This is a genomic window from Enterococcus hulanensis (assembly GCF_005405485.1).
In the GTDB taxonomy this organism is placed as follows: Bacteria; Bacillota; Bacilli; order Lactobacillales; family Enterococcaceae; genus Enterococcus_A; species Enterococcus_A hulanensis.
Map to the genome: position 1 here is coordinate 222959 of NZ_BJED01000001.1, position 13397 is coordinate 236355.

Below are 13397 nucleotides of genomic sequence, written 5' to 3' on the forward strand. Positions count from 1 at the left end.
TAGGAGGAAACTATTATGAATAAAGAAGAATTACAGATGCTTGGATTTGAGATCGTGGCATATTCTGGTGATGCGAGAAGTACCTTAATGAACCTGTTAAGCGAAGTTCGCCAAGGAAATTTTGAGCATGTCGAAGAAGCCTTGAAAGATGCTGATGAAAATCTAAAGCTGGCCCATAATTCGCAGACACAAACGTTAGCTGATGAAGCTGCCGGCAGTAATTTGGATATTGGCTTCATTTTTATCCACGGGCAAGATCATTTAATGACTACGTTACTATTAAGAGATTTAGTACAGGATTTTATCGAACTTTATCGTGAAAAATTTCAGAAGTAAAAAGGAGAGGGTTTACCGTGAATGCAATTATTAAACAAATTGAAAAGGGAAAACCGTTTTTTGAAAAAATTTCCCGGAATATTTATTTAGGTGCAATTCGAGATGGCTTTTTAACAGCAATGCCGGCCATTTTATTTTCTAGTATTTTTATCATGATCGCTGCGATTCCAGAGGTTTTTGGAATCACATTGCCAGAAGCATTTTCTAGTTGGCTGTGGAAGGTCTATGGCTATTCGATGGGGATTGTGGGGGTGCTGGTTGCTGCAACAACAGCTCGCTGTTTGGCAGGATCAATGAACCGCCGGCTGGAAGATGGTAAGAACATTAATGAAGTATCAGTCATGTTAGCATCGATTGCCGGCTTCTTTATGTTAAGTGTGGAGCAGATCGAGGGTGGATTTGCGAGTGATTTTATGGGAACGAAAGGCTTGCTGGCTTCTTTTGTCGCTGCTTTTCTGACAGTCAATGTCTACAAATTCTGTGTGAAGCGCGATATAACGATCCGGATGCCAAAAGAGGTGCCCGGGACGATCTCGCAAATGTTCCGTGATGTTATTCCATTTTCACTTGCAGTGTTTGGTGCAGTTTTGATTGATGTATTATTTCGCAATGTGTTTCATGGTTCATTCGCCAACACAGCTATCACTGCTTTGCAGCCGCTTTTCACTGCTGCAGATGGTTATCTCGGGATCGCGATTATTTGGGGGGCAATGGCATTATTCTGGTTCGTTGGTGTCCATGGTCCATCCATCGTGGAACCGGCAATTGCAGCGATCATCTATGCGAATGTTGAGACCAATTTAATGCTTTTCCAAAATGGTGAGCAGGCGTCGAAAGTTTTAACTGTAGGAATGGGGAATTTTGTTGGAACGATGGGCGGAACGGGAGCTACCTTAGTAGTACCATTTTTATTCTTATTATTTGCTCGTTCTAAACAGCTGAAGGCCGTCGGAAAAGCTTCGTGTGTTCCGGTTCTCTTTGCGGTAAATGAACCATTGCTGTTTGCAGCACCAATGATCTTGAATCCCTATTTCTTCATTCCGTTTTTAGTAGCGCCAATTGTTAACGTTTGGATTTTCAAATTCTTTGTTGATGTCTTGAATATGAATAGCTTTATATATGTTTTGCCGTGGGCAACTCCGGCACCAATTGGGTTGGTTCTAGGAACAGGTGTCAGTGTGATAGCGGTTATCTTAGCTCTGTTACTAATCGTAGTGGATGCGGTTATTTACTTACCGTTCATCAAGGCCTATGATGCAGTGTTGGTCGAAGAAGAAAGCAAAAATGCACAGTTAGAAGAAGCCAAAGAGGAACTAGTTGAAGTTATCAATGACGGTGACAACTCTGTTGCGGAGGTACTATCTGATGTGGTGAAAGAAAAACTGAGCGATGGCAAACGTGTTCTGGTACTATGTGCTGGAGCAGGTACCAGTGCGATGTTAGCCAATGCGTTAGAAGAGGGTGCCAAAGAAACTGGTATCAATATTCAGGCTCAAGCAGGGGCATATGGCTCACATTATGATATTATGAAAAACTTTGATCTGATTGTATTGGCTCCGCAAGTTAATTCATATTTGTCTGATATCCAAAAAGATGCGGATAAGGTGGGAGTAAAAGTAGTCGCAACAAAAGGGGCAGAATATATCAAATTAACACGAGATCCCAAAGGTGCCGTTGATTTTGTTTTGGCGGAGATTTAACCGTAGTTTTGAAGAAAGGGCACGCTAATATTTGTTTGAAAGGCGAGGGCAGAACATGTTAAAAACCGATCGATTGCAGACAATCATGTTGTTGCTTGAGCTTAACGGACGAGTTCAAAGCAACGAGGTCATGGAGCATTTGGCCGTTTCTGATATGACAGTCAGACGTGATTTAGCAGATTTAGAAAAACAAGGACTTGTGGAACGTTTTCACGGGGGCGCGAAACTGCGTGCCCCTTACTGTCAAGATGAGCTTTCCCATATTGAAAAGAAAATCATTCATCATGAGGCAAAGGAAAGGATCGTTAAGCGAGCCGCAGAGTTTATTAACGAGGGTGATACGATTTTTCTTGGTCCAGGCACGACGATCGAACTATTTGTCCAATATATCCAAGCGGATTTTTTACGAATCGTGACAAATTGTCGACCGATTTTCGAACAGTTGAATAAGTGTAAAAAGAACTGGAAGATCTATCTGCTGGGGGGTGAACTGCGGGAAACGACGCAATCTTTCGTTGGCGAGATCACTAATAAATCTCTGATGAACATGAATTTTCATAAGGCCTTTTTCAGCTGTAATGCCCTAAACGGAGAAAAAATTATGACCGCAACCTTTGAAGAAGGACAAACTCAACAAATCGCACTAAACAATTCAATTGAACGCTTTCTGCTGATGGATCATTCTAAAATCGGAAAAAGAGATTTTTCTGTTTACTACAAGCTACAGGATGTGACGACGGTCATTACCGACGAGCATGAGCAAAAGCAATATGAAAAGATCGAAAAAAAAGAGAAGCATATCGTGTAAAAAAAATCCCAGAGATCTCAGATCTCCGGGATTTTTTATGCTATTTTGCTTCCGCAGCATAGGCAACGTTGCCTTTTGCTGTTGAAGGAGCGGCTTTTTCTTCTTTTTCTGCTGCATAAGCGGCGTTGCGTTTCTTCATTTGACGTGCATACCAGATGAAGATCAATAGGTAAGCAGCGAGAGCTAGGGCAGCGTAAATCACAAATTCGATTTGACCTTGAGAGGCGTTGCCGACTAAGTAGCCTAGGAATTTTTCGATTGGACCTTCCATGGTGGTATGAGAGATCATGGCTGATCCGCTCAAGCCTGCTGGGAAGGCACCGACTGCTTTAGCTGTTTGTGTAACGAACGGTGCGATCAAGGTACCTGACCACAAGAATAGTGGTAATTCAATAGCACCGATAACGATCATCCGGATCAGTTTTCCGCGAGTAACAACAAGCAATGCTGGCGTTACACCCATGGCGATGATCCCGCCTAATGGCAATAGTTTGTTGCCTGGTAAAATGATTGCTTCTAATAACATGATTGGTGCTAACACGTTAGCAGCTGCCCAGATTTCTGCGCGGCCTGCTAGGAAAGGCCAGTCCAAACCGATGTTGATCGTACGACCTTTCAAACGTTTGTTAGCAAAGTCGGTGATTCCTTGAGATAAAGGTTCTACGGCTGCGATAAACCATGCTCCGATCAAAGAGAACAATTCCAAACAGACTGCTGCGGTAAAGGCTAGTGAGAAAATTTGGGTGGGTGTTTGTCCGGCTAATAAGCCGACAAAGATTCCTAAATAGATCCCGATGGCAAATTTTGATCCCCAGAAACCGATTTTGCTGTTTAATTTAGCAGCATCGAAGTCGTATTTATCCAACCAAGGGAAAACTTTGTCAAAAATTTTGTCAAAAACCATAATGATTGGATTCATCATGTAGTTCATGTGAGTCGTCGTCATTGGGTTGCTGTCGGGTGCGTTCAATAAATCATTAAAAGTTGGTTTCATTAAATCAGAGTTCCAAATTTTTAGAACACCGATGAAAATTACTAGTGCTGTTGCGATAAATAGGTTGGCACCGCTGAAAATTGCGAATAGTCCTACGATAGCTAAGTGCCAAATATCAAAGATATCAACGTCTAAGGTATTGGTCTTTTTCATTGCCAGCATAACGATATTGACGATTACCATAACTAATAAGAAATAAAGGGTATATGGAGAACCCCAAGTAATGGTTGCCAATGGTGCCCAGCCGACATCTGTGATATTCAACGAAATTCCAGTACGTTCAACAAAGGCGGTCATAGCGTCTGAAAATGCGGTAGTTAAAATTCCAATAATAGCTCCGATCCCTGTCAACGCGATCCCTAGTTTGATCCCGCCTTCAAGGGCACGTGATGGTTTCACTTTAAAAAATAGGGCAATAACAGTTAGCACGATGGTCATTAATGGCGCCGCCCCTAAATTGATTAGGGGGGTAAAGACAGTATTGGCAATATCAATAATTGTACTCATTAGCTTGTCCTTTCTTGGTAACTATTTATTTAGTGATTGGATAGCGCTCTCCATGCTTTGGTAAACAGGTTCTGCCATAGCTGGGATGCGGTAAAGAATAGCACCTGCATCAACGACCGGAATATTTACGTTAAAGCCTAAGTCAGTATTGGCGATTTGAGCGAAAATATCGTAATGTGAAAGCATTTCTTCATTGATATCCTTGATCATTACGGCATCACAAGTTACTTGATATCCGCGATTGTTCAACTCTGTTTCTAAGGCACTTTTGATTTGGTGGCTTGAGTTAACGCCTGCGCCACACGCTGCTAAAATTTTGATCATGATTATTCTCTCCTCATAAAATTATTTTATCCTGCAGATTATGCAGAAACTTCCATAGTAAAGTGTTTCTCTAAAAACTGATAAATCGCTTCTGGGTCTTCCAGTTTGAAAAACGAACACAATTCTTCCTTATCAACGGAATTGATGAAATCCATGATGTCGGCCAGCATGCCGGCTTGTGCTTCACCATTTTCGTTTAAGATCATAAATAGGAAGTGAACCGAAATTTGATCACTAGGCGAGATCATATTATTGAAGGTGATCGCCTTTTTTAATTTGATGGGAACGATCCGAGTCGTTCGTACAAAGTCGCTCTCCGTGTGGGGAATAGCGATGTCCGGCAATACTTCAGAAACAGGCGATAGATCCAAACCCGTTGGATAATTACGCTCACGTTCTAAAAGACTCTCCAAAAAATCCTCAGTAACTAATTGTTTGTTTAATAGATCCAAATAAACTTCCTCAAAAACTTCTGCTTGTGTGTCCTGACTAGAAACGTAGGTCGTGTCCTTGAAAAAAAGCTTTTTCAAACAGAACAGCTCCTTTCTTAGTTCGTTTGTGTTTGTTTACATGTTGAGTATAATCGCTTACATTCCCTTTGTCAACAGAAAGCAAAAATAAATAAACATAAAGTGTTGATTAATGTTCGATAATGTTCTATTATAGGGGTGTGGAGGGACAACATATGCTGAAAACAGAGCGGCAACAATCAATCTTGGCTATGTGCGATCGCTATGGGACGATCACCGTAAAGTTTATCCAAGAGGTTTTAGATGTTTCTGACATGACCATTCGACGAGATTTAGAGGAGCTAGCACAAAACAAAAAGCTCTTACGGGTTCACGGTGGCGCACAGAAAATAAACAATCAGGAAGTTTTCACCTCTTCTATAGAAGCAAACGAACTTTCCCATAACGAAAAGAAGAAGCTGCACACGAAGGAAAAAGAATACATCGCTAAGAATGCGGCAGCCTATATCAATCCAGAAGATGACACGATCTTTCTAGGATCAGGAACAACGATCGAGCTGATGACGCGTTATATCGAGTCTCCCTCATTACGGATCGTGACCAACAGTCTTCCGGTGTTTAACCTATTAAGTGAAACAAACAGATTCGAACTTTACTTGATCGGCGGGCTCTATCGTGAAAAAACGGGTGCTTTTGTCGGTTCCATCGCCAATGAAGCGGTCCAGAAGATCGGGATCAAGAAGGCCTTTGTCGGCGTTAATGGCTTAAAAGGGCCGGAGGTTTCCAATTTTAGTATTGAAGAGGGAACACTACAGAAGATCGTACTCGATAACGCTGCTGAGAAATGTTTGGTTTCCGACGCCAACAAATTCGATCATAGTGATTTTTATACGTTTTATGATCTGCGCAAGATTGATGCACTATTTACGGATTCTACTCTTTCAGCCGAACTGAAGAGTTATTATCAGCAATACACCAAGATCATTCAGTAAAAAAGGGACTTTATTAAGAGGAGGAAATAGCAATGCGTGTAGTAATTGGTTCAGACAATGACGGCATGAGATTAAAGGAAGTGATCAAGGCAGACTTGATCGCAAATGGATTTACAGTAGTAGACAAAAGTGAGACTGCTTCGGAGGATTTCGTGGAATCGACGTTGGCAATCGCCAATGATTTGAATGAAAACGAAGGCAGCTTAGGCGTAGCCATCGATGGGTATGGGGCCGGCAGCTTTATCACAGCAGTCAAAGTCAAAGGCATGGTGGCAGCAGAAGTTTCTGACGAACGTAGTGCCTACATGACAAGGGAACACAATAATTCCCGCATGATTACCCTAGGCGCAAAAATCGTTGGCGATGAACTGGCTTTGAATATTGTCAGAGAATTTTTACAAGCAAATTATGACGGCGGCCGTCATCAAATTCGGGTCGATATGTTAAATAAAATGGCGTAGGAATCAACGTTGAAAGGATGAATAGAATGAAAATCGCAATCGGCTGTGACCACATCGTCACAGATACCAAAATGGCAGTATCAGATTTCTTAAAAGCAAAAGGACATGAAGTGTTGGACATGGGGACCTATGACTTTACCCGGACGCATTATCCGATTTATGGGAAAAAAGTTGGGGAAGCCGTAACGAATGGCGAAGCGGATCTAGGTGTCTGCTTATGCGGCACCGGCGTTGGTATCAACAATGCCGTCAACAAAGTTCCTGGTATTCGCAGTGCCTTGGTGCGTGATATGACCACTGCTATGTATGCCAAAGAGCAATTAAATGCCAATGTGATCGGCTTTGGCGCCCGGATCACAGGAGAGTTCCTGATCTGCGACATTTTGGAAGCTTTCATTAATGCGGAATATCAAGAAACCGAAGAGAACAAGAAATTGATCGCCAAGATCGATCATGTAGAAAAAGCCAGCGCTGATCAAAGTGATCCGCATTTCTTCGATGAATTTATCGAAAAATGGGATCGCGGCGAATACCACGATTAAGAGGGCAGACGAATGATTCTAACAATTACGATGAATCCTTCGATCGACATTTCCTATCCGTTAGAGGCGTTCAAGCTTGATACTGTCAATCGGGTAAAAAATGTTCGCAAAACGGCTGGCGGCAAGGGCTTGAATGTTACCCGCATCTTAAAACAATTAGAGGCGGAAGTGACAGCCAGCGGTATGATCGGCGGATTTTTAGGAGAAGAGATCAAAAAGGACTTGGATCATAATAAGATCCCACACGACTTTTTGCCCATCAGCGGTGAAACGCGCAATTGTATCGCGGTGCTCCACGAAGGACAACAAACCGAAATCCTAGAAAGCGGTCCGGTCATCTCTGAAACAGAAGCGGCGGCGTTCTTAGAGCATTTCGCACAATTAGCGGAAAAAGCCGATATTCTTTCTTTTTCAGGCAGCTTACCAGAAGGCTTGCCGACAGATTTTTACAGTCAGATGCTGCAAGTCTGCGGCGGAAAACCAGTTGTATTGGATTGCTCCGGCGAGGCGTTGAAGGAAGTGCTCAAAGGTGCGGTGAAACCGCGCTTGATTAAACCAAACACCGAGGAATTGGCTGGTTTATTAGGACGAAGGGTTTCTAGTGATGCAGCTGAATTAAAGGCGGCCTTACTTGATCCGCTGTTCGCAGATATTGAATGGATCGTTGTTTCAATGGGCGGTGAGGGTGCATTTGCGAAGCACCATGATAAATTTTATCGCGTTACTATTCCTAAAATCGCGGTGGTAAATCCGGTTGGCTCCGGCGATGCGACGGTAGCTGGCTTGACTGCCGCGATCGAAAAGGGCTGGTCCGATGAAGCAATCTTGAAGCAAGGCAATGTGCTAGGCATGTTAAACGCACAGGAAGCCACCACAGGGCATGTTGAATTAGCCAATTATCAAACATTATTCGACCAAATTCAAGTAGAGGAAGTATAGGAGGATATGGAAATGAACGAAGAAAAACGTCAATTTATCAAACAATTGTGCAATGAAGATGGTGTGATCGGAGCTTTAGCTATCGATCAGCGTGGAGCCTTGAAGAAGATGATCACGAAATTCAAAGGCAGCGACGCCGAAGAAGCAGAGATCATTGAATTTAAAGAAATCGTTTCCTCTCAATTAACGAAATATGCCTCATCGATTCTATTAGACCCAGAGTATGGTCTGCCAGCGGCTGGTGTCAGAGCTGAAACGGCTGGGCTCTTGCTGGCGTATGAAAAAACCGGCTATGATGCTTCAACTCCTGGCCGTTTGCCCGATCTATTATCGATTTGGTCGGTCAAACGCTTGAAAGAAGCTGGCGCGGATGCCTGCAAATTCCTGCTTTACTACGACGTGGATGAATCTGACGAGATCAACGACCAAAAGCATGCCTTTATCGAACGAATCGGTTCGGAATGTCAGGCGGAAAATCTGCCTTTCTTCCTAGAACTGGTTTCCTATGACGCGAATATCTCAGATGCGACCTCAAGAGAATACGCGATCAAAAAACCACATAAGGTGATCGAAATGATGAAGGAATTTTCTGATCCGCGTTATGGTGTCGATGTGCTGAAGGTAGAAGTTCCTGTCAATATGAACTATGTGGAAGGCTATGCGACAGGGGAAGTCATTCATACCAAAGCCGAAGCTGCGAACTTCTTCAAAGAGCAGTCGGAAGCCACGAACCTGCCATTTATTTTCTTGAGCGCTGGTGTAAAGGCAGAGCTGTTCCAAGAAACACTGCGTTTCGCGAAAAATGCCGGCTCAACCTTCAACGGCGTACTTTGCGGCCGGGCAACTTGGGCTGACGGAGTAGAAAGCTACATCGTGGATGGCAAAGAAGCAGCGGTGGAGTGGATGAATACCCAAGGACGCAAAAATATCGAAGAGCTAAATGCCGTATTGAAAGAAACAGCTACCCCAGTGGACGTGTTAGCTGCAACATTGTCATAAGAAGAGGGGAATATGGGACCATGGACGAAAAATGTTCATGGTCTTTTTATATAATTATTTCCTCGAAAAAGCCAGCAGTGCTAAAATAATAAGTAAGGGGATACAAAATAAAATGGAAAGCGAGATGAACGAAATGATTTTAGTAACATCGGCGGCGGGCAACACAGGACGGATCATGGTGCAAAAGTTGGTAGAAGCAGGTTTTGACGTATTGGCGACGGATATCGATCCTAGGGTGAAAAAACTGCCGGGGATCAAAAAGGCTATGGTAGGAGATTTGACCGACTTTTACTTCCTTGATGAAGTGATGGAAGATGCAACGATGGTCGTCTACATTCCGCCTTTGTTCTCACCCGAAGAAACCTTGATCGGTCAAAAAATAATCGATAAGGCAATCGATTATGACATTGAGCACTTCATTTTTGTTTCTGTTATCCACCCAAACTTAACCAGCCTGATGCAGCATATTGCCAAACGCGATGTGGAAGAGCAGTTGATCTATAAAGGCATGGAAATTGAATTTTCGTACACGATTTTACAACCAATGCATTACATGCATAACTTCGATCCGCTGCTAGTCGCGAAAACCAACGAATATCGAATCTTTTACGATCTCGACAGCCCAGTCGGCTATGTCGCAACGGAGGATGTTGCCGAAGTAGTCATAAAAATCTTGAATGACCCTGAAAAACACAACAAGGCGACCTACGAATTGGTCGGCACGGAGGCCTATACGCCAAACGAGCTGGTCGATATGTTTAACCAGATAACAGGGAAGAAGGCGAAGGCTGTGTTCCTTTTTATCGATGAGTTCTTAAATGAAATCGATGCGACGGACCTCTATGTGCGAGCAGGCTTTAGACATTTAGCCTATGCGTACACATCTTGGGGATTAGACGGCAATACCAATGTGTTGACGTGGCTGCTTGGACGTGAACCGACTAGTTTTGAAGAGTATGTCAAAATGAAATTGAATAAGAAATAAAAAATAGGCTGAGACGATTTTGTCTCAGCCTTTAAAGTTGTTGTAAGTTTGTTTTGAGCATTCGCCTCAAAACAAACAGGAATTCTTGTTGTTATCTTTGTGAATTGCTTTTTTAAAATCAAACGCAGATCATTTTCCACTGCTCTTAAATACGCTTAGCAAACGACTCCATCCCAATCCGTAAATTTCTTTTTACAAATTTTGTGTGAAAAAAATTCGCTTTCTTCTGTAGGAGCGCTTATTATTTTTATGAGAGGAGTTGATGTCGGTGAGTGATCGCAATCTAGACATTCTGCAACAGCTAATTAAGCAGAGAAGTATCAAAGAGTCCGAGCTTTCTCAGTTGTTTGATCTGTCAGCAAGACAATTATCGTATAGTATCGATTCGATAAATGAAAAATTGTCAGAAAATCATCTGCCTATCATTGAAAAACGTCAAGGTTGTTATTATGCGAAAAATGAGGCTGCAGAATATTTAACTATCCAGCAATCAATTCAGGATATAATTTTTTCCAAAGAAGATCGTATATATTTACTTATTATTATGATTCTTGCACGAACTGAGGAATTGTCATTAGATCATTTTTGCATTGAATTACAAATTAGTAAAAATACAGCATTGTCAGATATTAAAAAAGCAAAAGAACATTTGACAAAGTATCAGCTAAAGATTGAATTTTCTCGGAAAAAAGGATATGTAATTTCAGGAAACGAGTGGGATAAGCGAATTGTCCTTTTCCACGCTATTACTAAAATCTATAAATATTATGGCGAAAAAGTGACGGAGGAGTTGCTGGAAGGATCAAAAAAAAATCTAGAACAGGTTAAAAACGATGTATTGAAAATCGAGAAATACATCGGTGTCAAATACACGGATGAAGATTTTTATCCGCTGATTTACTTCATTGCCTCGTTGTTTATCCGCATTGAACGAGAGCAATTGATCGATGGCTCCCGAATCGGTGACCGCGAAGAAATCGAGCGTACCAAAGAATATCAGTCGATTTCTTACATCACAACTGACTTTCCAAAATTACCGGATGCTGAAAAGCTTTTTATCGCTTTACAGTTATTAAGTTCAAATATTCGCAACAAAGGGATGGTTTCAGAAAAAGAACTGCCTCTATTAGCAAATTCTCTATGGGAATTTTTAATAGAGTTTGAAACCAATACTTTCTTGGTGCTGTCTGACAAAAAGGACCTGCTGAAAAAACTCTTGAATCATTTTAAACCTGCTTATTACCGAATTAAATATGATCTCTCGACGGAAAATGTTTTGTATGACAAGATTCGTTCGGAGTACAAAGTTCTCCATGATTTTGTTCGCCAATCAATCGGTCCGCTAGAAGAATTCTTTGAAACGGAAATTGCGGATGAAGAAATTGCCTATATCACGCTGTTTGTCGGTGGGCATTTGATTGGTAATGACCACAATGACTTGGAAGAGAAGATCATTAAAGCGGTGATTTTATGTCCTAATGGAATATCCATGTCCAAATTGATCGAGAAAAAATTAAAGGAAATTTTTCCCGAGTTTCTTTTTTATCCAACAAATTCAGTACGAGAGTATAAGAGCTTCGTTTTACCTCATGATATCGTTTTTTCAACCGTACCTGTTGAATCAGAGAAGAAGGTTTATTTAATCAGTGAGATACTCAGTAAAGGTGAACAATTAAGACTGCGGCAAGATGTGATCAAGGATTTGTATCACTTGGACTTTTCGGGGATTCGTTCGACCGACATATTAAATGTCGTCAAACAGTACGTGACTGTGAGCAAGAAAACAGAGACCAACGTTTTAGAGGCGTTGGATTCACTCCTGCTAGGTGAACAAAAAAGAACGAATGATGAAGGAATGGGTTCAAAAAGCGAATTGTCCCAAGTTATTATAAAGGAAAACATTCTGTTTATTGAAGATGAGGTTACGTGGGAAACGCTATTACGCAAAGCGAGCCAATGCCTGATTGAGCAAGATATAATTTCCTCAGAATACACCGATGCATTGCTAAAGGAATATCGTGATCAGCCAGCTTATATCATGCTGCGACAACGAATTGTTCTACCACACTTAGATCCTACGCTGATCGAACAAAAATTGGGCGTATGTTTCATTGTCTTAAAACAAGGTCTAGAATATCAAGACCAGAAGATCCATGTAGTGGCTCTTTTGACGACACCAGATAAGACGAGTCATTTGACGATTTTGTATCATATCAATCGAATGGCAAAGGACGCTGAATTTATTGAACAATTAATTGCTTTAGAGGACGAAATAAAAATCACAGAGGCGATTCAAGGATTTGCTTCAGATCAAGAGTATCAATAATGAAAAAAGTGACGCAAAAAGCGCCACTTTTTTTATTCATCACAATCGACCTCTTCAAACGAACATTATTTGGACAAAACGCAGATAGAATTATTTTTTTGAAGCACTTATGATTGAACTAAGGAGTTAGCAACTAACTCGAATATCAAAAAAGGAGTAGGATACATGCTAAAAGATTATGTGAAAGAAGAATTGATTTTTCTTAATCTGACCGTTTCTAATCGAGCCGAGTTATTTAAAAAGCTTTCCACGCTTTTTCTTGATAAAGGATACGTAAATGAAGGTTTTTATGATTTTATTGTGGAGCGCGAGGAAAATTATCCAACCGGATTGGATTTAGAGACGCATACGGTCGCCATTCCACATGGAGATCCAGAATATATCGAACAATCATTTATTTCAGTCGTGACGTTGACTCGGCCAATCAAAATGAAAAAGATGGAAAACGCTGATGAAGAAATCGATGTCGATTTGTTTTTTGTATTAGGTTTAAACGATGGGACGCAGCATTTGCAGATTTTGAAACAAGTTATTGGATACATTCAACAAGAGAAGTTTGTTCAATCAATGAAGGAGGCGAAGACATCTGAGGAAGTAATGGAAAAGCTCAGCGGTTTATTGGCTGGAAAAAAATGAAATAACCTAGAGGAGGAAACAGAGATGAAAAAAGTTAGTATTTTAGTTGCCTGCGGAAGTGGTGTCGCAACATCCACAGTTGCAGCAGATGAGGTCAAAGCATTATGTAAAGAAAACAATATTCACTTTAGTCTAAGTAAGTGCAGCATGACAGAATTACCAACACAAAGCCAGAATGCCGATATCGTCCTGACCACAAATAATTTCAAAGGAACTTTAGATGTACCAGTCATGAGTATTATGGGTTTTGTAACGGGAATCAACGAAGCGAAGCTAAAGAAGTCTTTAGTAGAAAAGCTGGAAGAAATCCAAAACGCATAAAAAAAGTATACTGTCCCACTTTTGCCTGAGAAACGAAGTGGAACTGTATACCTCTAT

At 41.4% G+C, this 13397-nt stretch carries 15 protein-coding genes; 12 read left to right on the top strand and 3 right to left on the bottom strand.

From position 1 onward, the window contains the following. Nucleotides 1-15 precede the first annotated feature (15 nt). From FFR60_RS01060 to FFR60_RS01070, 3 genes are read left to right on the top strand one after another with little or no spacing between them, the layout of a single operon-like run. The gene (locus tag FFR60_RS01060) at nt 16-336 is read left to right on the top strand and encodes a PTS sugar transporter subunit IIA (protein ID WP_088934943.1); all 321 of its coding nucleotides are present in this window, start codon (nt 16-18) and stop codon (nt 334-336) included. 17 nt (nt 337-353) lie between these two features. Next, nucleotides 354-2036 carry a PTS lactose transporter subunit IIBC gene (locus tag FFR60_RS01065; RefSeq protein WP_137662632.1) on the top strand — a complete coding sequence of 561 codons (1683 nt, stop codon included), beginning with the start codon at nt 354-356 and terminating at the stop codon, nt 2034-2036. A 55-nt stretch (nt 2037-2091) separates the two neighbouring features. Then, nucleotides 2092-2844 carry a DeoR/GlpR family DNA-binding transcription regulator gene (locus tag FFR60_RS01070; protein ID WP_137662633.1) on the top strand — a complete coding sequence of 251 codons (753 nt, stop codon included), beginning with the start codon at nt 2092-2094 and terminating at the stop codon, nt 2842-2844. A gap of 40 nt (nt 2845-2884) precedes the next feature. Here the strand turns inward: FFR60_RS01070 and FFR60_RS01075 are convergent, their stop codons facing one another. From FFR60_RS01075 to FFR60_RS01085, 3 genes are read right to left on the bottom strand one after another with little or no spacing between them, the layout of a single operon-like run. After that, nucleotides 2885-4345, bottom strand: coding sequence for a PTS galactitol transporter subunit IIC (locus FFR60_RS01075; RefSeq protein ID WP_088934946.1), 1461 nt, complete (start codon nt 4343-4345; stop codon nt 2885-2887). 21 nt (nt 4346-4366) lie between these two features. Further along, nucleotides 4367-4669 (bottom strand): PTS sugar transporter subunit IIB, encoded by a 303-nt coding sequence (locus tag FFR60_RS01080; RefSeq protein ID WP_010743375.1) that lies wholly within the window; start codon nt 4667-4669, stop codon nt 4367-4369. 38 nt (nt 4670-4707) lie between these two features. Continuing rightward, nucleotides 4708-5199, bottom strand: a complete 492-nt coding sequence (locus FFR60_RS01085) for a PTS sugar transporter subunit IIA (protein ID WP_137662634.1) — start codon at nt 5197-5199, stop codon at nt 4708-4710. Between the two features lie 155 nt (nt 5200-5354). Here FFR60_RS01085 and FFR60_RS01090 point away from each other — a divergent pair, with 155 nt between their 5' ends. The 9 genes from FFR60_RS01090 (at nt 5355) to FFR60_RS01130 (ending at nt 13340) form a co-directional block, all read left to right on the top strand. After that, entirely contained in the window at nt 5355-6131 is a 777-nt protein-coding gene (locus FFR60_RS01090; RefSeq protein WP_088934948.1) for a DeoR/GlpR family DNA-binding transcription regulator, read from the top strand. 32 nt (nt 6132-6163) lie between these two features. After that, on the top strand, nt 6164-6592 hold the full coding sequence (gene lacA / locus FFR60_RS01095) for a galactose-6-phosphate isomerase subunit LacA (RefSeq protein WP_088934949.1): 429 nt from the start codon (nt 6164-6166) through the stop codon (nt 6590-6592). Nucleotides 6593-6618: 26 nt separating this feature from the next. Continuing rightward, entirely contained in the window at nt 6619-7134 is a 516-nt protein-coding gene (gene lacB, locus FFR60_RS01100; RefSeq protein WP_137662635.1) for a galactose-6-phosphate isomerase subunit LacB, read from the top strand. 12 nt (nt 7135-7146) lie between these two features. After that, entirely contained in the window at nt 7147-8073 is a 927-nt protein-coding gene (lacC, locus tag FFR60_RS01105) for a tagatose-6-phosphate kinase (protein WP_137662636.1), read from the top strand. Nucleotides 8074-8085: 12 nt separating this feature from the next. Continuing rightward, on the top strand, nt 8086-9072 hold the full coding sequence (gene lacD, locus FFR60_RS01110; protein WP_137662637.1) for a tagatose-bisphosphate aldolase: 987 nt from the start codon (nt 8086-8088) through the stop codon (nt 9070-9072). A gap of 112 nt (nt 9073-9184) precedes the next feature. Then, complete coding sequence (locus FFR60_RS01115; protein WP_249354923.1) at nt 9185-10057, top strand: SDR family oxidoreductase; 873 nt, start codon at nt 9185-9187, stop codon at nt 10055-10057. Between the two features lie 268 nt (nt 10058-10325). Beyond that, nucleotides 10326-12383: a BglG family transcription antiterminator gene (locus tag FFR60_RS01120; protein WP_137662638.1), complete on the top strand. Its 2058-nt coding sequence runs from the start codon at nt 10326-10328 to the stop codon at nt 12381-12383. 165 nt (nt 12384-12548) lie between these two features. Beyond that, nucleotides 12549-13019 carry a PTS sugar transporter subunit IIA gene (locus FFR60_RS01125; protein WP_137662639.1) on the top strand — a complete coding sequence of 157 codons (471 nt, stop codon included), beginning with the start codon at nt 12549-12551 and terminating at the stop codon, nt 13017-13019. A gap of 24 nt (nt 13020-13043) precedes the next feature. Beyond that, nucleotides 13044-13340 carry a PTS sugar transporter subunit IIB gene (locus FFR60_RS01130; RefSeq protein WP_137662640.1) on the top strand — a complete coding sequence of 99 codons (297 nt, stop codon included), beginning with the start codon at nt 13044-13046 and terminating at the stop codon, nt 13338-13340. Nucleotides 13341-13397: the final 57 nt, after the last annotated feature.

What these genes read in the sequence shown, in the direction of transcription:
- FFR60_RS01060 (WP_088934943.1), top strand. Translation starts at nt 16, where the DNA reads ATGAATAAAGAAGAATTACAGATGCTTGGATTTGAGATCGTGGCATAT.
- FFR60_RS01070 (WP_137662633.1), top strand. Translation starts at nt 2,092, where the DNA reads ATGTTAAAAACCGATCGATTGCAGACAATCATGTTGTTGCTTGAGCTT.
- FFR60_RS01075 (WP_088934946.1), bottom strand. Translation starts at nt 4,345, where the DNA reads ATGAGTACAATTATTGATATTGCCAATACTGTCTTTACCCCCCTAATC.
- FFR60_RS01080 (WP_010743375.1), bottom strand. Translation starts at nt 4,669, where the DNA reads ATGATCAAAATTTTAGCAGCGTGTGGCGCAGGCGTTAACTCAAGCCAC.
- FFR60_RS01090 (WP_088934948.1), top strand. Translation starts at nt 5,355, where the DNA reads ATGCTGAAAACAGAGCGGCAACAATCAATCTTGGCTATGTGCGATCGC.
- lacA (WP_088934949.1), top strand. Translation starts at nt 6,164, where the DNA reads ATGCGTGTAGTAATTGGTTCAGACAATGACGGCATGAGATTAAAGGAA.
- lacB (WP_137662635.1), top strand. Translation starts at nt 6,619, where the DNA reads ATGAAAATCGCAATCGGCTGTGACCACATCGTCACAGATACCAAAATG.
- lacC (WP_137662636.1), top strand. Translation starts at nt 7,147, where the DNA reads ATGATTCTAACAATTACGATGAATCCTTCGATCGACATTTCCTATCCG.
- lacD (WP_137662637.1), top strand. Translation starts at nt 8,086, where the DNA reads ATGAACGAAGAAAAACGTCAATTTATCAAACAATTGTGCAATGAAGAT.
- FFR60_RS01115 (WP_249354923.1), top strand. Translation starts at nt 9,185, where the DNA reads ATGGAAAGCGAGATGAACGAAATGATTTTAGTAACATCGGCGGCGGGC.
- FFR60_RS01125 (WP_137662639.1), top strand. Translation starts at nt 12,549, where the DNA reads ATGCTAAAAGATTATGTGAAAGAAGAATTGATTTTTCTTAATCTGACC.
- FFR60_RS01130 (WP_137662640.1), top strand. Translation starts at nt 13,044, where the DNA reads ATGAAAAAAGTTAGTATTTTAGTTGCCTGCGGAAGTGGTGTCGCAACA.